25 protein-coding genes and 1 pseudogene are annotated in these 20,329 nt (G+C 54.6%); 18 read left to right on the top strand and 8 right to left on the bottom strand.

Features of this window, described 5'->3' with window-relative positions:
* The first annotated feature begins 235 nt into the window (after window positions 1-235).
* The 3 genes from N8E89_RS23630 (at window position 236) to N8E89_RS23620 (ending at window position 1,796) form a co-directional block, all read left to right on the top strand.
* A complete protein-coding gene (locus tag N8E89_RS23630; RefSeq protein ID WP_262262251.1) occupies window positions 236-523 on the top strand; it encodes a DUF1236 domain-containing protein in 288 nt (95 codons plus the stop codon).
* Between the two features lie 189 nt (window positions 524-712).
* Window positions 713-991, top strand: a complete 279-nt coding sequence (locus N8E89_RS23625) for a hypothetical protein (protein WP_262262249.1) — start codon at window positions 713-715, stop codon at window positions 989-991.
* 193 nt (window positions 992-1,184) lie between these two features.
* Entirely contained in the window at window positions 1,185-1,796 is a 612-nt protein-coding gene (locus N8E89_RS23620; protein ID WP_262262247.1) for a hypothetical protein, read from the top strand.
* Here the strand turns inward: N8E89_RS23620 and N8E89_RS23615 are convergent.
* The gene (locus tag N8E89_RS23615; RefSeq protein WP_262262246.1) at window positions 1,770-2,462 is read right to left on the bottom strand and encodes a response regulator; all 693 of its coding nucleotides are present in this window, start codon (window positions 2,460-2,462) and stop codon (window positions 1,770-1,772) included. The genes N8E89_RS23620 and N8E89_RS23615 overlap by 27 nt on opposite strands.
* Window positions 2,463-2,747: 285 nt before the next feature.
* Between N8E89_RS23615 and N8E89_RS29535 the strand changes: the two genes are divergently transcribed.
* The 5 genes from N8E89_RS29535 (at window position 2,748) to N8E89_RS23600 (ending at window position 5,685) form a co-directional block, all read left to right on the top strand.
* Window positions 2,748-3,101 carry a DUF982 domain-containing protein gene (locus N8E89_RS29535; RefSeq protein ID WP_410010403.1) on the top strand — a complete coding sequence of 118 codons (354 nt, stop codon included), beginning with the start codon at window positions 2,748-2,750 and terminating at the stop codon, window positions 3,099-3,101.
* Window positions 3,102-3,247: 146 nt separating this feature from the next.
* A complete protein-coding gene (locus N8E89_RS23610; protein ID WP_262262245.1) occupies window positions 3,248-3,511 on the top strand; it encodes a hypothetical protein in 264 nt (87 codons plus the stop codon).
* Window positions 3,512-4,118: 607 nt separating this feature from the next.
* Window positions 4,119-4,346 (top strand): hypothetical protein, encoded by a 228-nt coding sequence (locus tag N8E89_RS23605; RefSeq protein ID WP_262262243.1) that lies wholly within the window; start codon window positions 4,119-4,121, stop codon window positions 4,344-4,346.
* A 347-nt stretch (window positions 4,347-4,693) separates the two neighbouring features.
* On the top strand, window positions 4,694-5,182 hold the full coding sequence (locus tag N8E89_RS29530; protein ID WP_410010459.1) for a DUF982 domain-containing protein: 489 nt from the start codon (window positions 4,694-4,696) through the stop codon (window positions 5,180-5,182).
* Between the two features lie 56 nt (window positions 5,183-5,238).
* Window positions 5,239-5,685 carry a hypothetical protein gene (locus N8E89_RS23600; protein ID WP_262262241.1) on the top strand — a complete coding sequence of 149 codons (447 nt, stop codon included), beginning with the start codon at window positions 5,239-5,241 and terminating at the stop codon, window positions 5,683-5,685.
* 441 nt (window positions 5,686-6,126) lie between these two features.
* On the opposite strand, the gene N8E89_RS23595 is transcribed toward N8E89_RS23600, so the two are convergent.
* Window positions 6,127-6,438, bottom strand: coding sequence for a hypothetical protein (locus N8E89_RS23595; RefSeq protein ID WP_262262239.1), 312 nt, complete (start codon window positions 6,436-6,438; stop codon window positions 6,127-6,129).
* Between the two features lie 349 nt (window positions 6,439-6,787).
* Between N8E89_RS23595 and N8E89_RS23590 the strand changes: the two genes are divergently transcribed.
* From N8E89_RS23590 to N8E89_RS29105, 4 genes are all read left to right on the top strand, one after another.
* A complete protein-coding gene (locus N8E89_RS23590; RefSeq protein ID WP_262262237.1) occupies window positions 6,788-7,180 on the top strand; it encodes a hypothetical protein in 393 nt (130 codons plus the stop codon).
* 1,302 nt (window positions 7,181-8,482) lie between these two features.
* On the top strand, window positions 8,483-8,791 hold the full coding sequence (locus N8E89_RS23585; RefSeq protein ID WP_262262236.1) for a DUF1236 domain-containing protein: 309 nt from the start codon (window positions 8,483-8,485) through the stop codon (window positions 8,789-8,791).
* A gap of 518 nt (window positions 8,792-9,309) precedes the next feature.
* Window positions 9,310-9,564: a methyltransferase domain-containing protein gene (locus N8E89_RS29110; protein WP_315975700.1), complete on the top strand. Its 255-nt coding sequence runs from the start codon at window positions 9,310-9,312 to the stop codon at window positions 9,562-9,564.
* Window positions 9,515-9,850 carry a class I SAM-dependent methyltransferase gene (locus N8E89_RS29105; protein WP_315975743.1) on the top strand — a complete coding sequence of 112 codons (336 nt, stop codon included), beginning with the start codon at window positions 9,515-9,517 and terminating at the stop codon, window positions 9,848-9,850. Before N8E89_RS29110 ends, N8E89_RS29105 begins: the two co-directional genes overlap by 50 nt.
* A gap of 21 nt (window positions 9,851-9,871) precedes the next feature.
* Here N8E89_RS29105 and N8E89_RS23575 read toward each other — a convergent pair whose 3' ends face one another.
* The 3 genes from N8E89_RS23575 to N8E89_RS23565 all read right to left on the bottom strand — a co-directional run bounded on the left by N8E89_RS23575 (window position 9,872) and on the right by N8E89_RS23565 (window position 11,081).
* Entirely contained in the window at window positions 9,872-10,339 is a 468-nt protein-coding gene (locus tag N8E89_RS23575) for a DUF411 domain-containing protein (RefSeq protein WP_262263309.1), read from the bottom strand.
* Window positions 10,326-10,619 carry a hypothetical protein gene (locus N8E89_RS23570; RefSeq protein WP_262262234.1) on the bottom strand — a complete coding sequence of 98 codons (294 nt, stop codon included), beginning with the start codon at window positions 10,617-10,619 and terminating at the stop codon, window positions 10,326-10,328. Before N8E89_RS23570 ends, N8E89_RS23575 begins: the two co-directional genes overlap by 14 nt.
* A 342-nt stretch (window positions 10,620-10,961) precedes the next feature.
* Window positions 10,962-11,081: a DUF1515 family protein gene (locus N8E89_RS23565; RefSeq protein WP_262262233.1), complete on the bottom strand. Its 120-nt coding sequence runs from the start codon at window positions 11,079-11,081 to the stop codon at window positions 10,962-10,964.
* 501 nt (window positions 11,082-11,582) lie between these two features.
* Between N8E89_RS23565 and N8E89_RS23560 the strand changes: the two genes are divergently transcribed.
* The 5 genes and pseudogenes from N8E89_RS23560 (at window position 11,583) to N8E89_RS23540 (ending at window position 17,274) form a co-directional block, all read left to right on the top strand.
* Complete coding sequence (locus N8E89_RS23560; protein WP_262262232.1) at window positions 11,583-11,840, top strand: hypothetical protein; 258 nt, start codon at window positions 11,583-11,585, stop codon at window positions 11,838-11,840.
* A gap of 237 nt (window positions 11,841-12,077) precedes the next feature.
* Window positions 12,078-14,173, top strand: a pseudogene (locus tag N8E89_RS23555) (catalase).
* Between the two features lie 182 nt (window positions 14,174-14,355).
* A complete protein-coding gene (locus N8E89_RS23550) occupies window positions 14,356-15,273 on the top strand; it encodes a fatty acid desaturase family protein (protein WP_262263308.1) in 918 nt (305 codons plus the stop codon).
* Between the two features lie 152 nt (window positions 15,274-15,425).
* Window positions 15,426-16,937, top strand: coding sequence for a diguanylate cyclase domain-containing protein (locus tag N8E89_RS23545; protein WP_262262231.1), 1,512 nt, complete (start codon window positions 15,426-15,428; stop codon window positions 16,935-16,937).
* Window positions 16,924-17,274, top strand: a complete 351-nt coding sequence (locus N8E89_RS23540) for an EAL domain-containing protein (protein WP_262262229.1) — start codon at window positions 16,924-16,926, stop codon at window positions 17,272-17,274. The genes N8E89_RS23545 and N8E89_RS23540 overlap by 14 nt, the downstream gene beginning before the upstream one ends.
* 102 nt (window positions 17,275-17,376) lie before the next feature.
* On the opposite strand, the gene N8E89_RS23535 is transcribed toward N8E89_RS23540, so the two are convergent.
* Window positions 17,377-17,715, bottom strand: coding sequence for a hypothetical protein (locus N8E89_RS23535; RefSeq protein ID WP_262262227.1), 339 nt, complete (start codon window positions 17,713-17,715; stop codon window positions 17,377-17,379).
* Window positions 17,712-18,572, bottom strand: a complete 861-nt coding sequence (locus N8E89_RS23530) for an SDR family NAD(P)-dependent oxidoreductase (protein ID WP_262262225.1) — start codon at window positions 18,570-18,572, stop codon at window positions 17,712-17,714. Before N8E89_RS23530 ends, N8E89_RS23535 begins: the two co-directional genes overlap by 4 nt.
* 100 nt (window positions 18,573-18,672) lie before the next feature.
* Here N8E89_RS23530 and N8E89_RS23525 point away from each other — a divergent pair, with 100 nt between their 5' ends.
* Window positions 18,673-19,584, top strand: coding sequence for a LysR family transcriptional regulator (locus N8E89_RS23525; RefSeq protein ID WP_410010402.1), 912 nt, complete (start codon window positions 18,673-18,675; stop codon window positions 19,582-19,584).
* 282 nt (window positions 19,585-19,866) lie between these two features.
* On the opposite strand, the gene N8E89_RS23520 is transcribed toward N8E89_RS23525, so the two are convergent.
* Window positions 19,867-19,989, bottom strand: coding sequence for a hypothetical protein (locus N8E89_RS23520; protein ID WP_262262223.1), 123 nt, complete (start codon window positions 19,987-19,989; stop codon window positions 19,867-19,869).
* Window positions 19,990-20,329: the final 340 nt, after the last annotated feature.

Genomic DNA, 20,329 nt, shown 5'->3' with positions numbered 1-20,329 from the left:
TGATTCGCGGACGGCAGACCCGAAAAGGCAAACGTCATCGGGGTTGCAGCGTTCCGGTTTTGGGCTTCAGTCCAAGAGCACCTTGGACTTTAGCCCGTCCCAAGATGGGCCTTAAGTCTGATTGGCGCGCGGCAAAGGTCTGAAACGCTCACGCGGCTACTCATCCCGCGGAACAAACGCTGTGTGCCACGAATTCTGGTAGCCGAAGGGAAAGATTCTACAAGGGAGAGTAACCATGAGACGTATTCTATTCGCCATGGCCATGATGATGGCGGCTTCAGGAAGCGCTTTCGCGCAAGACACGGTTGTGATTGAGGTACCGCAGCCGGCGCGTGATTACGTGATCGCGCACCCTACCGATCCTGTGGTCATCGAGGGGGATGTTGCTGTGGGCACGACTGTTCCCGCGGACGTCAAGCTGGTGCCGATCCCTGACAGTCCGGATTACGGCTATGTCTATGTCGACAAGCAACCGGTCATCGTAACGATGAAGGACCGCAAAGTGGTTTATATGTCGAAGTGACGACCTCGTGCGATCACCGCGACCAACCAAATGGAATAGGCTGACAACTTTGCTGCAGCCTCGGCTTGGCCGCTAAGACGGGGGCGGCCAAGCCAAACTTCTTCGATCCCTATGCGCCATGTCACGAAGCTTGCCTACCGCGTGTCGATTTAGTCATTGCGCGGCGATCAACTGGAACGGAGCACCGTCGTGTCGAAAAAGGATGAGTTGAGAATCCTCCACGCGTTTGAAATGCCGGTCGTGAAGGACAATCGAACTCAAATTGTCATTGTCAGCTCTGAGGAACTAGGCGGCGTATATCTCCGTTTGCTGAAGAGATCGACCGATCCGCGTTACGACATTTTCCAAGTAAATGTCGTAATTAAAGGCATCGAATACGAAACCCAACAGAGCACAAGAGAGGCAGCTGGGGCGTTGGCCAGGGCGATTGCTGACCTGGCAATTATCAGTCCCTATGATGACGACTGAGATCCTTAGCCCGGGTCTTTGCCGACATCTCGTTCAATCATTGCCCTCCAGTCCTCTAAACCGCTAGAATATGGCTTGTTCAGATCGGACCCAAGTTACGCTGTATTCAGCGGTTAGGTCCTGAGGGTCCGGAGCTCTCGCCGACCAACCGGCGGCTTGGCCCGCGCCAGACTTAAAACTTACAGGAGGCACGATGCTTGCCCAGGTCAAGGTGGTTCCCGTTCTTGAAAGCGCGGTCTTGGCGCTGGCTCTGGTAGCGGCACCTTATAGAGTTACGTTCGATCATTACTTCCTTGAGCTGAATGTCCAGACGGCGTGGGGAAAAGATGGCGGCAAGGGCGGAGGCAGCGCTGGCGGTAACAGTGGGAACAATGGCAATGGTGGTGGCACTAACGGCGGCAACGGCGGCGGAGCCAATGCCGGCGGCGGTGGCGGCAACAATGGCAACGGTGGTGGCAATAACGGCAGCAAGGGCGGAGGCAATGCCGGCGGTAACAGCGGGAACGATGGCAATGGTGGGGGCAATAATGCTGGCGGCAAGGCCGGCAGTGATAGCGGAGATAAAGGCGACAAAAGTAACCGTGCTGGCAACACCGCCAATACTCAGGGTGGGAACGTCAATCAGTCTACCCCTGCCCGAAGCGTTGCGATCGACGGTGCCACAATGGAGGTTCGGCACTGGAACGGAATGAGCGAACGCATCAAAGATGGACGCTACGTGATGAAAGACGCGAAAGGCCGCACAATTATAAATCGAACCGCGACAACAGCTGATCAATCAAGATTGCGATCGTTCGTCCGCTAGAGCAGATCCGTTCCGCCGAGGTATTTCATGACCACCGTCGCGCAGCGCCATGGCGGCTGTTGTCCGGTTTGTGACGTCGAGTTTCTGAAAAATTCGTCCCATGTGATGTTTCACGGTCTTCTCATGAAGGTTTAGCTTCAAGGCAATGCGCTTGTTGCTTAATCCTGCCGCAACAAGATTCAATACTTCATGCTCGCGGGCGGTCAGTCCGGCAATCGAGCCATTTTTGCCGGGTGGAGCGGACCTCGATGAAGCGTCAGAGAGCAACCGGGCCGATAGGGCCGGAGAAACATAGCCCTCACCGGATGCCACGGCGCGGATTATGTCCGCAAGCCCCCGCGAGCCGACGCCTTTCAGGACATATCCTTTCGCGCCGCTGTTCATGGCAATGGTCACATCGTCGCTCATCTCAGATACGGTCAGCATGACGATCTTCTGATCGGGAACGCGGGCCAGTATCGGCGAGATCGCATCCAGACCACCACCCGGCATTGAAATGTCGAGCAAGATGACATCTGGACAGTATTCCTGTGCAATCCGAATTGCGTCCTCCTTCGTGCTTCCTTCTGCCACGATTTCGAAGCCGCTGATTTCACCCAGACTGCGTTTAACGCCCTCTCTGAATAGGGGGTGATCGTCGATCACTGCTACTCGAAGCCCGGTCATGACCTATGCTCCATCCGTTTCCTCTTCTCACCTTCCAACTTCGTTCGCTGGTCATCTATTCGGATGATTTGGCCGTCGTGAAGCGCAAAGACGCCACTCTTTCCGCCCTGGATGCAGAAATCTCTTTTGAGCTGAAGCCATTCGCCAAGCAGCGCGCCGCATGAGCTGCAGGCAATGAGACTATGATCCGACAACAAGGGGGGAAATTTAAGGTACACTGTGCCGCAATGCGGGCACTCCAACCGGCGGTTGAGACGCTGAGGCATTCATCTTAGTCCCCATCAAATGTCCCTTACACCTGGAATAATACGCTCAAGCTTCGCCAGCGCAACGCTATTTCTGCCGGAGGACAAAGGAACGCAGAGTTGGGGCCGTGCGTTTATCAGCATGCGCGAACTTCCATTTCCCAGTGTGACCATTACGACCGACCTCGGTAAGACGAAAGACATCGAGTCCGTTGGCGTAGCAGCGCTTTGGCTTGTTGCGCATTGGCCTGTGCAAACGGGAGACAAATACCAGGCCGCTCGGCAAGCATGCTTGGAGGCTTGGGATGAAAAAGTCACTTGCACCGCCTGCCGGGACGCCTTCATTGAAGCCGCCAAAGAGGCCGGCATTTACGTCACCCATAAGCGGCTATAGCCCTTTTTTCATTAGTAGCACTAAGACTTTGGTCCGATGGCGTTTTTCCCGGATCTCGAGCTATATTTCCAGTGCAGGGCTCGCGCCGGCAAAACGGCGGGCCCAACCGTCAGTATCATGGGGCAAACAATAGAAAGGCCAGGGCAATGGCCAACAAACGCAACGATTGGGGTGACAATTTAGGCAACTACTTGGACGAGATATTATCCCGTCGGGATATTCGCAGTGAGCATCTTTTTTTAGAGGCGGTACATGGCAGGTTCGGGCGATTGATCTCGTTTACAATGATCGCCCTCATGGCTGTGACCACCATTCTGTTGGTTACCATTTTCAGCATTGTTGAAGCGATCGTCCCTAGCCTGGCTGAAGAGCGGACGGGCAGCGAGCCCAAGCGCGACGCTGACCTTTAGCGCTTTGTTTGTTCGATCTCCGCCTGCTCTAGACGCTCGAGTAATTTGTTGAATCGATCGTCATGCGTACGGACCTTCAAGTGACTGCGAAATGCCTCCCGCATGTCGTCCTGGCTTAATTGCCTCTGAACAACCTGCTGGATGTGCTTTTGTCTCTTTTCTTCGTCCATCGTCGAGCGTCCCTAGACGCTAGAAACCATCCCGAAACAGCTTTGTTCCCGTTCGACGTCCTTTGGCAGACAATCTATTTGACGAAACCCAAGAGGAGGTTCTTAATATATCCGGCGCTGGGCCCTGTTATTGGCGAACCGGCGCTTGAGAGATGGTAAGGGCTCCCGCCATAACTGCGGGAGGACATTATGGGTCGTCATCGCCTCAAAAACCTCATCTATTCAAGCCAGGACTGGAGCGTAATGCAGACTGCATTGCTTTTGGCTTCCAAACAGTTTGAACCCCCGAATTATCCATATGCTGACCGTCTTGCACGCCGGGTAATGACGCTCTTCGATCAGGGATTACGCGATGCAGAAACGCTTGCGTCGGCGGCTGCGCATCAGGAAAGATTGATTGCTCAAATTGGGTTGTTTCGTGACACTGCGAGGCAACCATGAGCTACACCGCCCCCCAACGCTTGAACAACAAGCTTGCTTGTCCCAAGTGCCACACGATCTATCTTACGCTCACTAAGAATGTAGGCTTCGATACGCCAATCCACTGCAGCTCCTGCGGTGAATATTTGGGAACCTGGGGCGAACTTGAGCAGGATTTCATTGCCCAAGGCGGCGAGAGCGGCGTCTTTGAAATGCACGACGGCCAGATCATTCGAAGGGACTAGCGTTTAGCAAGGAAGCCGGCGCTTATCTGCAGCCAGCCGTTTTGCCTAGAGAGTACAAACCTTTCAGATCGTATCGGCTGTTTGCGATTGCATCGGAATAGATTTCGTCTCAATCATTTAACAGAGATTGTGATGACGACCATTTCGGCTGAGCTATTTTCAACTGATTGGATTATTTATGCACTAGTGGCGATTGCCGTCATCGTTTCCGTTTGGCTATTTTTTATATTACTGAGCCGGATGCGATAAACCGCCGGGCACCCAATCCATTGCAGCATTTGCTATGAATAGTTGGGAGCTTGGGGCCCGAACTTGAGCAGGATTTCATCGCCCCAAACATCGTCGATATGCACCGACGGACAGATCAACCGAAGGGACTAGTTTCGGGGCTAGGAACCATTTCCGCGCTTCAAAGTTTAACGAGCAGATTCGGAATCTCACGTTCCCGGATTATCATTGCAGACGAATTGGCCAGGCCCTGCGGTCTGGCTTTTTTGACCACTAGCAATTTGATGGAATGGAATCCACGACGCCGCTGTGCTGCAATGAGGCCATGGAAGATTATAAACCTTTCAAAATTGTCTCTGACTTGCAGGGCGCCAAGACATAGAACATTGATGCCGTGTACGACGCTCCTGCTGGAGGAGTGGCCCGACGATGAGCGTGGCCCGAAGTATATAATATGTAGGGAGATCCTGCTGAAGTACCTCGAAGGCGGCTGCCCCACGGCAATTGCCCGCGTAGCGTTTGTTGAGGCCGCCAGGGAAGCTGGTATCTACGTCGACACCACAGCCCGACCGCCGCCGACTGGCAAGCTGGGGACCCCGATGGGGTAAACCCAAGTCGGTTCGAAGGTCTTGAAGGTTCCGTGCGAAAGCACGAAGGAATTGAAATGCGCGAATTCCCGTTCCCTTCTGTGACGGTAATGGATCAATTCGGTCACACGGTAGATAGTGTGTCCGTGAGCGAAGCGGCCATGTGGCTCGTTGCGCATTGGCCAACACGAAGCGGCGAGCAACACAAAAAGGTTTATTGCAGCTGCCAGAGAGGATGGTACCTACATCACATACAAACGGCTTTAGGCCCTCTGGGTTTTCTCCGCCTGTTCCAGTTGCCGAAGCAATTTTTTGAATCGATCATCAGGCGCGCAGACATTGTACTGGCTGCGAAATACCTCTCTCATGTCGTCCTGGCTTATTTGCCTCTGAACAACCTGCGGGATGTGTTTTTGCCTCTTATCTTCCTCCATCATCGCGCGTCCCTAGACACCTCGAACCCTCCACAATCCACTTGGTTCCATCTGCGGGTCAGCACGTCCATTGGCGGACAGAACCATTGACCAATCCCAAGATGAGGTTCTTAATAGATCCGTCGCTGGGCCTGTTTAGTGGCGAACCGGCGCTTGAGAGATGGAACGTGCTCCCGACATAGCTAGGGAGCACATCATGCTTCACCTGATCAGCCAGCACACTTATACCACCGAACAATGGGACCTGATGCAGCGCGCCCATGTCAAGGCATCCGAGATGCTTGGACGCTGCATCGCATACCCATGAACATGCGAACCGTCTCGCGCGGACCGTGATGAAGCTTTTCGACCAGGGCCTACGCAATGATCTGATCATCGCTTCCAAGGCCGCGGAGCAGGAAATGACGGAGACAGGCATCCCGAACGACAATAACAGCAGCGCATCCTGACTAATGGCTGAAAAACGGAAACAGCGGCAAAATGACCGGTCTTATCATTTGTGGCGCTACTGCCGTCGTTTTTGACCATAGGTTATGCTGCGAGCTTCACGACCAGCTCTTGTTCGAGGTCGCGGCAGACTTGCTCGTATTCATCCAGCAAGTTTAAGTAAGATGCGTTGCGCGTGCGGCTGATCCAATCTCTGAACTCCACCGCCTCACCGTAGTTGGACAACATGTCAGCAATCGAAGTTGGATACGCCACTGAACACGCTTGCCGCAGAGCAGGCCTTCTTAACAGTAAGTGAGCACGTCCAATTTTAACGTAGTTCTTTATGGCGGCATTTTTCGTCAACTCATGGAGAAAAGCAATGGGAGCATTGCCCGTGAAGCTCAGCGACACCAATCTGCCCGCCCTGCGAGATAGGGCTTGTCGGTCGCTGATTCTTGATCTCTTATCGGCCAGTCCGAAAAAGTCGCAGAACAGGATAGAGAAAATCACGGCAGTAGTTGAAGGCTAGGAGGTTTTCATGGAAGAGTCGGCAATCAATGCTGCGATCGACAAGTATCGCAAAGATCCACTGACATCGTAGCCTATTGCGCGTTCGCGGCGGATGATGGCCGAAAGCGACCCGAGTTTCGGCTTTGATTTGATTTGTTTTTGAACTCTGACAAGCGGCCCGTGCGGGACGGGGTAGGATCCTTATTGCAACTGGCCTGCATCTCCATTACCACAGCTGCTATAGGACTTTTGATTGTTAAAGCTGGGCCTTTGGTCTGATTTCGTATTCCCGGATTGGAAGTATTATTCTGCCGCCGGCAAGGGCCATAAGAGCAAAAGCCCGATCAGCCGAAGCCTGGCCGATGGCATAGACGATAGAGGGGTCAAAATGCCGATACCAAATTTCGACGTCGCTACTGCTTTTGTTACTTACGAAGAGTCACAAATTAAGGTCCTATTTATCCCTAAAGCCGCGCTCGCAGACATGACGTCGATAGGTCGCGAAATTATTGACGGGCTTAAACGAGCCGTGGAATTCGTTCGAAATGATAAAGAGCATATTGGATATCAATTGTACATCGTCGATAGCGATGACGAAATTGCAGTCACAGGGGACCAACTTAGTGCATTGTTAGCAAGGGTTTGAACGCTCCCCCATCCCACGGGAGAGCTAGGCGCGATAACGGCAAGCAGCATCAGGCGGCCGCTCCACGCACGGCGCAGAACAACCCTCCACTCGTCGATAAGACGCATGGTGATTTCCTTGATTTTTTCGATGAGGGTCAGGAACCAATCCTGAAGTCACTAGTTTTTAGCGGGCCGATTTCCAGTTCGGCGAGTCCTAGACACTGCGAACCCGTTGCAATCTGCGCTCATAAACTTGACGGTGGGACGTGATCTCACCGTCTTTTTGTTGCGGCATTGGCGATGCGGGGTTTGAAGCTTTGGCGACAATCGATCTCAACGCAGTAAGCATGATAACTTTGCAGCAGCAATAGGCGTATTTATAAGGCGTTAGACATGGAAGCTGAACCAAATTGGTTATTGGTTGAACGCCCCGAAAGGAATACGATAGCTGGACTGAACTCCTCGCCCGGGATTCAGCAGGATCTGGCTCCCGCCCGCGCCGGGTCCTTTGGGAGTCTGGCGCCCATCTGCAAGGAAAAAGCGCGAGACTTTTTTTGGCCTCCGGCAGCTCTGCTCAGCTGGGCGATTGTCGATCGTCTACGACGCAATTCCCCCTTGCCTGCACCGACGTGCGGACCGAAACGGTGACGGTGCAAGCCGATGCTGGCACAAGCCGAGATGTCGATCTTAGACGGCCGGAATGTGATTTGACTACGGGCGGACCCAGGTCGAAACCTAACAAGTCAGAAAGGTACCCCCTCACATTGAAGCCTGGCTGCGTTCCTCCCTGAAGCCGGGGCCCCACTTTTGTCCGGAAGCGTACAAAGACGGAACGAAGTCGGTTTTGGTTGGTTGTCTTACTGCTGAATTCCAGGTCAGCTGAGGTCCTGATTTCCGCCCCCGTAAATTCAGGACTCCAAAATTAGACGGTGTGCCACAAGCACGCCGTTTTTTTGCGCGGTCGCGGACTGCGGTTTACTCACGTTGCCTGGTCGAGCCTGCGAGGGAGGCTGGTATACTATGTCGACACGACGCCACGCCCGCCGCCGACCGGAAAGCTGCAAAGTGGGGCTGGAAGCGCTATCCCTTGGCCAGGGAAAGCCCGGTCACCGCTTCAACGGCGCCGGGCGAAATAATCTCATCAACGATACGGCTGTATATAAAGACAAGCGCCTTTCTCTATCGAGAGCCATGATTTTCTATTTTATATCAAAGGCTTAAGCGAAGTGATGACACCCACATGCATCGGAACTGCTTGCGATTTCGGAACCCTTTCGCCCGACAGCGGTTGTACAATGACGATAAACAATAGGAGGCCGATATGACTTTCCGAAGCACGATTGCCGCTACCATCCTTTTTGCTGGAACCGCTGTCGCGGTTGCCCAGACTGTTGTGGTCACGCCCGAGCAGGAAACTGTAATCCGCGAATATGTGAAAACCAAGCCCGTGGTGGTCCAACGTCCGTCCAACTTTGAACTGGTGCTCGGGGCGATCATACCGGATATATTTAAGCCGGGCGAACTTGCCGAAAATACATTGCCGACCAGGTATCAGTACGTCGAAATGGACGGTCGCACCGTGCTGATCGACCCCCAGACCCGCAAGGTCGTGCATATCATCGAAAGATAAGCAATCGGCTCTACGATCGATGCGGTTGCGGAGCGCTCCGCAACCGGCGATCACTGCTCGTTTAGAGCCGTAAACACAAAAAGCCCGGCCACCTAGCGCTGGGCTAAAAAACTAATTGCTGTTGGAATCCATAGTCAAGGAATACTATTCAAAGGCTGAATTCTACCGCGGATCTCGCCCGGTGCTTGACTCTCTCCCGCCCCGCCCGGCGCTGGTCCCGTGAGTCTGGCGCCGATCCTCCCAGAGGAAAAAGCGCCAGACTTTTTTGGGCCTCCTCCAGGGATTGGTCGATCGTCTCCGATCGCAACCGTTGCCTGCACCGACAGGCGGACCGAGGCGCGAGCTCAGCAACAGGCCTGGGGATCCAACTTTGCTTCACACAGTTGCCAAGCCTTTTTTTTACTAACCACGACCTGTATAGAAATCCAAGCCTCACGCATCGGAATCTCGTTGCTCCGACGCGGACCGGCTCATGCTTACAGGCTGCTAAATTGTTTTGACGACTGGTGGACGACGTTGTGGCCCGACAAACTTACGTGGTGCAAAGCCTTGGCGTGATCCCCAAGATGAGCGTCCTCGATCTATTCTGTGGCGACAGCTATTTCACCGCGCCCCTCGCGAAACTCGTCGGCGGAAACGTGTACGCGCTCGATCTCGATCCGTTAATGATCGAACTGGCCAAGGCGGAAGTGGCACAACTGAACACCTCCGTCCCTAAAATGGATCTGTGCCGATGCGCGAGATGCCCCACAGCATATCACCCAATCCGTTGATTGTGTTCTTATGGCGAACACGTTTCACGGCGTGCCGGACCAATCCGGGTTAATGGAAACTATTCGGGCCATGATCCGACCGAATGGCTTGTTTGGGGTTGTCAATTGGCACGCCGTTCCGCGGGAACTGACAATGGTGCTCAACCAACCGCGAGGACCCAAATCGGACCTGCGAATGTCGCCAGAAGCGCTCCAAGCTGTCGTTGAGCCTACCGGGTTTCAAACCATCCGAGTAGAGGAACTGCCGCCGTACCACTACGCAGCTAATTTCGGGCGATTAGATTGACGTTCTGAATGACACCGCCGATCAATTCTTGGGTCTGACCTTGAAATAAACTGATGTCTTTTGCTCTGCCCCTTTGGCGACGGCATAGACATCGTAGCTGGCATTCGGATCGTAATCCATTCCCAGCGAACCTACGGGCATGCCAGGCACCGCCAGTCCGGCAATGTCAGGTCTTTCGGACAATAGCTTTTTAACCATTTGGAGCGGCACATGGCCATCAAGGAAATAGCCGCCTATTATCGCCGTGTGGCAGCCCTCGACTGCAGCGGGCACGCCAAAGCGTTTTTTGATGGCTGGCAAATCGTCAGTATCAACCCGTTCGACCCTGAACCCAGCGTTTTCCATGGCCTTGGACCAGAGGTTACAGCATCCGCAGTTTGGATCCTTATAAACGGTCATCGACCAATGCTGCTCCGCGCCTGCCTTTTTGGCGATCAGCGTCACGGCGATCGCCGCCATGCCCGTGCATATAAATTCACGCCTTTTCATCATTTTCATCACCCTTCTTCTCGGGATGCATCGGCATGTTCTTGGGAGGCTGCTCAATCGACTTTCCGGGGTCGGGAGTGCGTTGCATCATCGTGTTGCAGCTCTCCATCATCTGGCTCATCTGCTGCATCATGTTCATCATGCCGCCGTGCTCCATCATGCCAGATCCCATGTTTGATCCGGGGGACTGATTGTCATCGGCAGCAGCGATCGGTGATGCGAGGGCAAGCCCCGCCACAATCGCGGCCGATATCCCAAGGAATTTCAATGAACTGGACATCGTGGTTTCCTCCAACCAAGCAACTTCGGCACCCAGCCTAGCCTGCACGGAATGGCGAGCCGACCGTCTGATCCTGTTGCAGCCACACTATAGCGCAAAAGCCCGAGGATGGTTGTGACAACGATGTGATTGCGAGCCGTTGATCAGCAGCCTCAAGTTGGTGCGTTGGGAATGCAAAAGGGCGAGCGGATAGGAATGTGATTGACTGTTGGCAAGACCTCGAGGACATTTACGGGGTCAGAAATGGCCCGACTTTTATCCTCTCTGGAAGTCGAACTGGGTTGACGCCCACAGCAGAGGCTTGGCTGAAGGTATTCCTCCATGACGCAATGAGGCCAAGCCTCACCGGTGGAAGAGCTTGGCAAACCATTCGAACGAGTTGGCGATACTGACACCTAGCGCGGTGCCGCCTATGCCAACGACGGCCAGCGCGCCCATCCCCATCAGTTTCCACTGCTTCACTTGATCCGTGACGGCTTTGCTGTCCTTGACCTGGCCGGTGATCGTGGCGATATCGGTCTTGATGTCGCCACCTCGGAGATGATGTCATCCATACGGCGGTCCGCCTCGCGGTTCTCAAGCGCAGCTTGGCGCTCGGATGCTTCCATGTCCCGGCGCAAGCCTCAGCTGCATCGGTCAAATGCCGATTAAGACAAGCCGCCCGATCGCAAGGACAGGACTGATGAGCCTCGCTGGAACAGGAATAGCCAGAGGCTTGTGTCGCCGCAGCCCAGAGCACGTAAGAGCTGATCCTGGATGCCAATGTAAGTGTAACGGGGGCGATCGCCACCGTTGCGCCGGAGCTGACAAGCGACGTGTCAATGCATGCAATCTATTTGCCTGCAAATATAGAAAAGCTCAACGCGCTGACTACATTAGGTTCCAGCAATGCCGTGTACCCACCAATCAGGCTGGAAGGCCATTTCGATGAAACGGAATTGGATATCTGCAACAGGAGGCGCATTGGCGGCCATGTCGATGTCAGCATCTGCCCAAGCTCAATACGTCGCCCCAGATGCCACATCTGGCATTCTCGCCAAAATCCTGAATGGAGAAGGCAAACCGGGAGATTTTGCCACAACCAGGTCGGGAATTACCTATCGGGTTCTTGCTAACGGCACCGTCGAAATGCGCAATCCCAGATACGGTACGCTCAAGTATTCTCGACCCGTGCCGGCATGGCAGCGCAACCTGAAGAACCAAGGCGTTGGTGGACGCTGACAATCGTTTCATTCTCTCACTGAGCCGCCCTCGACTTACCAACCAAGTAAACTGAACCTGCCTACGTCAAAATGAGCTGGTGAACGTTCTCCCTTACGGGGGCTCGAAGACACGGCTAGGCGAACTGAACCTGTCCACGTCAAAATAATTGCCTGGCCGGGCATGTGTTGGCAAAGTACCGGAACCTTCTCCCACGCGCCCCGTTAAACTGATTCCACCAACAGCGAGGGCGGTATTATGGCTACCGATAATACTTTCGACACCGATCGGGGAACCGGCGGCGAAACGCACCAGCATGTCCCTGAAAAGGGACCGCACACGGGGACCAATCACCTGACAACCAATCAGGGGATCCACGTCAGCGACAACCAGAACAGTCTACGATCGGGCGAGCGTGGCCCGACACTGCTTGAGGACTTCGTCCTTCGAGAGAAAATCTTTCATTTCGACCATGAACGCATTCCCGAACGCATCGTCCATGCGCGCGGCTCGGCGGCCCATGGTTTTTTTGAACTCTTCGAATCCCTTTCCGACATTACCAAAGCCGACCTCTTCCAGCGCCCGGGAGAAAAAACACCGGTATTCACGCGATTTTCAACGGTCGCCGGTGGTGCGGGATCGGTCGATACCCCCAGAGATGTGCGTGGGTTCGCCGTCAAGTTTTACACCAAGGAAGGCAACTGGGACCTGGTCGGCAATAACATTCCAGTTTTCTTCATCCAGGACGCCATCAAGTTTCCAGATCTCGTCCATGCGGTGAAGATGGAGGCCGACAGAGCCTTCCCGCAGGCTGGCAGCGCCCATGATACGTTCTGGGATTGGGCATCTTTAATGCCGGAGACCACTCACATGCTCATGTGGGCCATGTCGGATCGCACCATTCCCCGTTCGTTCCGTACGATGGAAGGATTTGGCGTTCATACATTCATACTTGTGAATGCGAAGGGAAAGTCGACCTTCGTCAAATTCCACTGGAAGCCAAAACTCGGATTGCAATCGACCGTGTGGGACGAGGCGCTCAAACTCCAGGCTGCCGACAATGACTATCAAAGGCGTGATCTTTGGGAGTCCATTCAATCCGGCAATTTCCCGGAGTGGGAACTCGGTCTTCAGCTGTTCGACCAGGATTTCGCCGATGCACAACCCTATGATGTTCTCGACGCAACCAAGATCATTCCCGAGGAGATCATTCCGGTGCGCATTGTCGGTCGCATGGTCCTTGACCGTAACCCGGACAATTTCTTTGCAGAAACCGAGCAAGCCGCCTATTGCCCGGCAAACATCGTCCCTGGCATCGATTTTTCTAACGATCCCCTGCTCCAGGGTCGCTTGTTCAGTTATCTCGATACGCAAAAATCCCGCCTTGGCACTGCAAACTTTCATCAATTGCCAATCAACGCACCCAAATGTCCCGTCATGAATTTTCAACGGGATGGGCAAATGCAGATGAACGTGCCCAAGGGGCGCGCCAATTACGAGCCGAACAGTCTCGCTGGGCACGATGAAGAAGGGGGCCCACGCGAATGCCCTGTGAGCGGGTTCATCACATTCCAGGGACGCTCACAGCAGCAAGAACAGGGCGACAAGCTGCGTGTTCGTGCCGAACTATTTGCCGATCACTACAGTCAGGCAAGGCTGTTCTGGCGCTCGCAACAGCCATCAGAGCAAGCCCACATTGCGTCATCATTCGTGTTCGAACTTTCAAAGGTAGGGTTGGCGCAAGTGCCGCCACGAATGGTCGGCAATCTGCGAAATGTCGACGAAGATCTGGCCAAACGTGTTGCTGCTGGATTGGGTATTGAGCTTCCCAAAAGGCGCCCGCTGCCCGTGCACCCTTCGACATGGAACCGTCGCCTGCGCTGAGTATTCACACCAACATGAAAGCGACGATCGAGGGACGGACCATTGGCATTCTGATTGCCGATGGCACGGATGCTTCCGCTTTGGCCAAGCTGACCAAAGCGATTCAAACGGCCGGTGCCAGGGCGTTGCTGGTCGCTCCAAAAATTGGCGGTGCGAAATTGGCGGACGGCACAATGGTAAAAGCTGACGGCCAGCTGATGGGCTCACCGTCGCAATTGTTCGATGCCATTGCCGTCCTTCTTTCTCAAGGCGCCACAAAGACGCTGATCAATGAAGGCGCTGCCGTCCAATGGGTGATGGATGCCTTCGGCCATCTCAAAGCCATCGGATACGGGCCGGAAGCCAAGGAACTCCTCGACAAAGCAGGAATAGAACCGGACCAGGGCGTTGTCTTGATTGACGACAACTTCGTTGAGGCGGCAGCCAGGCGCTATTGGGATCGCGAACCAAAGGTGCGCTCACTGGCGTGAGATCAACGCTGGTTCTTGCGCCGTGCCGCAGGCAAGAGCAGCCTTGAAGACCTCCGGAGGAAAGACGCGCTCATGCTAAAGGCGCATCTTTCCCCCATTACCGACAAACATCGTTTAAGGACGACGAATACTGGCATAGGGTATGCTTGATCGGCAGTCTCAACACAGGCAGGCTCGGCACTATGGACCATCGGACGATTATCGCTTCCCTGACATCGGCGGAACGCGACCGCCTGACGGCCAAATCAGACAGTGTGGGCCTTGTTCAGCTCGCCGTTCACTGGGGCGTTATGGTTTTGCTCGGCTGGCTCATCACTGTGCAGGTGCCCTTTTGGCCGCTGCTCATGCTGCCGCAAGGCATTTTGATCGTGTTCCTGTTTACCCTTTTGCATGAATCAATTCATCGCACCCCCTTTGAAACGCAGGTGCTGAACGACATTGTCGCGCGCGCGTGCAGCTTCATGATTGTGCTGCCATCCGACTGGTTTCGCTATTTCCATTTTGCTCACCACCGCTTTACGCAGGATCCGCAGAACGATCCGGAGCTGGCCTTTCCCAAGCCGGAAACGCTGCGCGAATATTTTGTGCATCTGTCGGGGCTTACGGTCTGGTGGGGGCAGATCAAGACGCTTGCGGTCAATGCTGCGGGCCGTTGCCGCGATGCATTTGTGCCGGCAAAGGGCCATGCAAAGGTTCGCATCGAAGCTCAGGTGATGCTTATCTTATATGCCCTCATAATCGGCATTTCCGTTTTTCTTTACACCGCCGTCCTCGTCTATGTTTGGATTTTGCCCGCAATACTGGGACAGCCTTTCCTGCGCCTTTATCTCCTGGCCGAGCATGGCCGCTGCCCCTTTGTCGCCAACATGCTGGAAAATAGCAGGACCACCACCACGAGCTGGTTGATCCGCAAACTGGCGTGGAACATGCCCTATCACGCTGAGCATCATGCTTATCCGGGCGTGCCCTTTTACCGGCTGCCGGAATTTCATGCGCTGATAAATACGCACCTGAAGGAAACGGAAGCCGGGTATGTCCGTTTCCATGCCAAATATTTTGAGCAACTCAGGCAGGCAAGCAATGGCGAACGCCCCGGTTGACCTATTTGCAACAATTCCGGGTCGCCGAGAATGAAATCGCCACGCGACGATGGGTTCTTATCCATGATTTTTTCATAGAAAAGTGCTAGTTCTTATCGCATTGGCAAAAAAGGCAATACTGTCACGGAGTTTGTTAAAAACGGAAAGCACATATGAAGCCTGGCGTCAGCGATCTCCTGCTCCATATTCAAAATGAAATACTGGAAGCTGTTGCTTACAGTGACAAGCTGGAAGAGATCGCCAATATTCTATGCCGCCGGATAGAAAACCTGGTGCCGGGGATCATCTGCTCGATCCTCACTGTCGACGACAAAAACCGTCTTCACCCCCTCGCCAGTCCCAGTTTGCCAGACACCTATTCAAGGGCGCTGGACGGATTGGAAATTGGGCCGTCTGTGGGATCATGCGGGACGGCTGCCGATCGTGGCCAAGCCGTCATTGTGTCGGACATTGAAACGGATCCCTTATGGAAGGATTTCAAGGCGCTTGCACTGCCCCTTGGCCTGCGCGCCTGTTGGTCGACGCCGATCAAGTCTCGCGATGAGCGTGTGGTGGGTACATTTGCCATCTATTACCGATCCGCCAGAGGGCCGAACGAGCTCGAAAAGCGCATTGTACAAACCTGTGTTCATCTGTGCGCAATCGCGATAGAGCATGAGGAAGTACAGGCCCGCGACTACAAGCTTGCATATTTCGATGCGTTAACCGGCTTGTCCAACCGCAGCCGATTTGACGAGATGCTGCGCGAACGCATTGCTGCAAAAACCCCCTTTGGCCTGCTGCTCGTCGATATTGATCACCTGAAGGCAGTGAATGATACCATGGGGCACCTTGCAGGTGATCGCCTGATCAAGAGTGTGGCGACCATGATCGGGTCTGATGAAACGCAGACATTTGCTTACAGGCTGGGCGGCGATGAGTTCGCGGTCATTCTCGACAATTGCAAAACGGCCCATGACTTGGATGCGGCCGCCTTGGAAATTCTTCACAGGACAAAGAGACAAATTGCCTTGGGCGTCGAAACGCTGGTTTCGAGTGTAACCATAGGAGGCGCGCTGTTCGGCGCTGATGGGACCGATGCCGATATGCTGCGGCAGAATGCCGATTTTGCCCTGTATCATGCGAAAGAAACGGACCGGGGCGGTTACGTGCATTTCCGGCCGGAACTGAGAACGACCATCATTGAGCGTATCAACGTCGTGCGCAGCGTCGATTCCGCCCTCGCTGAGCAGCGCATTGTTGCATATTATCAACCCATCGCGCGCCTGGATTCGGCAGAAATCGTTGGGTTGGAAGCGCTCGTTAGAATGCAGGATTCAAACGGCGAAATCGCCTCCGCCGGCTCGTTCGCAACGGCATTCACAGATGCCAAGATCGCGTCTCTGGTCACCGAAACCATGCTGAACCAGGTGGCCGAAGATATCAGAGGCTGGCTTGATCTTGGAATTCCCGTTCAGCATGTCGGTATCAATGTAACGACCGGCGATTTTCGTTACGGCAGTTTGCAAGACAAGATTGAAGGGTGCTTTGCCAAGCTGAATGTGCCGCTTGAACATATCCTGCTCGAGGTGAACGAGGTCGGTTTTTATGGGTGGCACGGATCAATTTGTCGCAAAAGCGGTCAGGGCCCTGCGGGAGAAAGGGCTCCTGGTGGCGCTGGATGATTTTGGCACCGGGTTTGCCTCTCTTACGCATCTGATGTGCTTTCCGGTAGACATTATCAAGATAGACCAATCTTTTGTGGCAAGCCTTTCCCGGGAAAGTCCAAGTTCGATCATTGTTGCGGCAATAATGGATATAGCCACACGTTTGAATATTCGCGTTGTTGCCGAGGGAATAGAAACGGCCGAACAGGTCAGACAGCTGTGCGAACTTGGCTGCCATCTCGGCCAGGGATACTATTTCGGAAAACCCTGCTCAGCTGCCGAGACCACGCAGTTGCTGCGCGCGAATAGCCAAGTCTCAGATGCACAATCGGCTTATCGTCCATTCATGATGTAGAGCGCCGGTCGCGCCTAACATGAATTGGTTAGGCATACTTACAATTGGCGACTCCCAATCCAGCCAAGAATCGATAGATTGTCCCATCCTTTAGCTGGAGCATCAGGATGACTGCGAAGCTGTATCCCGAGTTTGAATGCGGCGTTTGTTGCCGGGTGATTGTTGTATCCCCGCGGCTGCTGACGGATCACAGCATAATTCGCTGCCCCAACTGCCAGAACGTCTTCGGGCAATGGGGAAATCTGCAGCAGAGATATTTGGCTGATAAAGATGATGATGGCGTTTTGCGATTAGACAAAGTGCCGTTGGCGGATCTCGCAGGTCAACTAGGCCGGAAATACGATTTGCGGTGCTGGCGTGCGGCGCCAGCATCTGTCCAACAAAATGGAGGCGCTGCCAGCACACACAACCATTCAAAAGCTGGATCATGCGCCGTTTCAAGGAAGATCACCTCCGTCAATTCCGATAACATGTCCACTGAGATATGAACTTTGGTCACCAGCGAGAAACAGCACCAAAGCTAAGACTTCGTCGGGCGTACCGACCCGGCGCATCGGATAAGGGGCAACGAGTTGTTCGTTGGTAACGTTCCAGTCCCGGCGCACGCGCTCAAGCATCGGGCTCTCGATCGCGCCCGGCGCGATCGCATTGATGCGCACGTTGCGGCCATATTCCTGCGCCGCGGCGCGCGTCATATGAATGACCGCGGCCTTCGAGGCACCATAAGCAACGATATTGGGAAAGGCATGGCGACCGCCAATGGATGCCATGTTGATCATGGCGCCTTTGGAGCGCACAAGATGCGGCATCTCATATTTCATTGAGACAAATACACCGCGCAGGTTCGTTGCGATCTGGTCATCGAAACCCACAAGATCTGTATCGGCAATCGGCGCCGGCGGCAAGTCAATGCCTGCATTGTTGAAGGCGACATCAATGCCTCCGTAACGCGCAACCACATCGGATACAAACTGCTCCATCTGGCCAGCGTCACGCACGTCCGATTTGAGATACATGACGTCACCACCGGCAGCGCGAAGGTCTGCCTCCACCCTTTTACCAAGGGCGTCACGTCTTCCATTGAAGGCAACTTTAGCGCCGGCGCTGGCAAAAGCTGCAACGGTTGCCGCCCCGATGCCGGAAGTGGCGCCGGTGACGAGAACCACTTTGTCCACAAATGCACCCGGTGTTTCGGCTGCTGCCGATGATATGAAATCCTGCCCTGCCAGCGTGCCGGTCGCCAGCATGCCCGCGAGAACCTGACGCCGCCCAACGGTGTCTCCAGATCTGTTCGTCATTGCTTATCCTCCAACAGGACACTCACGGCACAATAGCCTCATTTATTGACTGGATAAATCGCAGGTATCTTTGAAAACTTTTTAGTGTAGCTTTATAATCATGAGCATCATACGGGACCCATTTTCCGGTCTAGCTGCGTTTCTAGCCGTCGCGGATGAGGGCGGGTTCACACCTGCCTCCGCGCGATTGGGCGTTTCGCCAGCGGCCGTGAGCCAGGCGGTCAAGGCCCTGGAGGCGCGGCTCGGTACACCTTTGTTTGTTCGCACCACACGCCGGGTTGGCCTGACCGAAGCGGGGGCCGCCTTGTTGTCGCGCGTGCGCCCCGCGGCAGCCGACATTGCGCGGGCCATCGAAACTGCCGGCGCGATGGGAGATGAGCCATCGGGTCTCCTGCGCCTCACGGTGCCGCGCATGGCAGTGCCCCTTGTTATTGACCCCGTGGTGCCGGCGCTTCGACGCGCTCACCCGAGGATTGCGGTCGAAGTTGCTGTCGAAGATGCAACCGTCGACTTGCTGGGACGCGGTTTCGATGCCGGCATCCGCATTGGCGAATATGTCGAACGCGACATGGTGGGAGTAAGACTGACGCGTGATATTGTCTGGTCTTTGGTGGCCGCCCCCTCCTACCTGGCTGCCCATGGCCGCCCCCTGACACCTGAAGACCTGACCCGTCATGAGAGCATCCGATACCGCTTCCCGGCCTCGGGGGCGCTCTACCGATGGGAATTTGAACGCAACGGGCGTTCTGTCTCGGTCGATCCGCCGGGAGCCATTATTGTCAACGATGGCGCGCTCCTGGTCTCTTTTGCGAAGGCGGGACTTGGCCTTTCCTATGTCGCTGACATCGCGGCCGAGCCGGAGCTGGGTGCTGGACTGCTCGAGCGTGTTCTGGAGCCCTTCTTACCCACCACACCGGGGCTTTTCCTTTATTTTCCGCAACGTGCCCAGTCACAGCCCAAGCTTCGCGCTTTCATCGATGTTGCCAGAAAACTGTTGCCGCTTCGCGCCTGACGGGCCGACGTGACGGATGAACGTCCGCCGCGCTCCTTTGGGATGAGGGATGTGCAATTTTTGATGTTGCACACCTCCGATCAACTTGATCTGAACAGATGCCCACTCGCCTTTGACCGGTCACCCATCGTCCAGCTGTCCATGTCACCATCCGGGAAGGATAACAAAACCGAAAAACGTCCCGAGGAGCAAGAGAACAATTCACCAGCGTTGCTTCGTTCGTTGAACGGTATGTCCGCACATTGGACGCGACAAAGGACCTGTGCATCTGGGTTTTACGGATCACTTCCATTGCGCGAACGCTGCAACAAGCGCAAGCGCGGTGTGACCGGTAGATGGCATGTCGGCGGCAAGCAATTGGTCCACACGATGCCCGCCTGGAACGCTGCCCCGACGCGCGGACATCGACCTTTGCCATGACGTCGGCAGCGAAAGAGCCGCGCGTAAATGTTCAAATGGGAGAAGGCAGCCGTTGGCCTATCAAGCTTGACTGAAGCGCTCGGCACGACACCAGCATTTGTAATGATCGGCCGCCAAGGCTGATACAAGACTGCAATTGAGACACCAAATAACCATGGACAATCAAATTCTCGCGGATGACCTTGAATTGTTCGCCCTTCAGCTGCTGCTTTGCTCGGAGCCAACCATCTCCTTGTCATCGCAGCCGGCGCCATTCGGGCGCAATCTGAGGAAATTAAGATTCTGCCGTGCCAAACGAGACGAACTCCTTGCGGAACGTCGGCGC

Origin of the sequence: Phyllobacterium sp. A18/5-2 (assembly GCF_025452215.1) — a bacterium.
Classification (GTDB): Bacteria; Pseudomonadota; Alphaproteobacteria; order Rhizobiales; family Rhizobiaceae; genus Phyllobacterium; species Phyllobacterium sophorae.
This window is presented reverse-complemented; position numbering and strand designations above follow the sequence as displayed.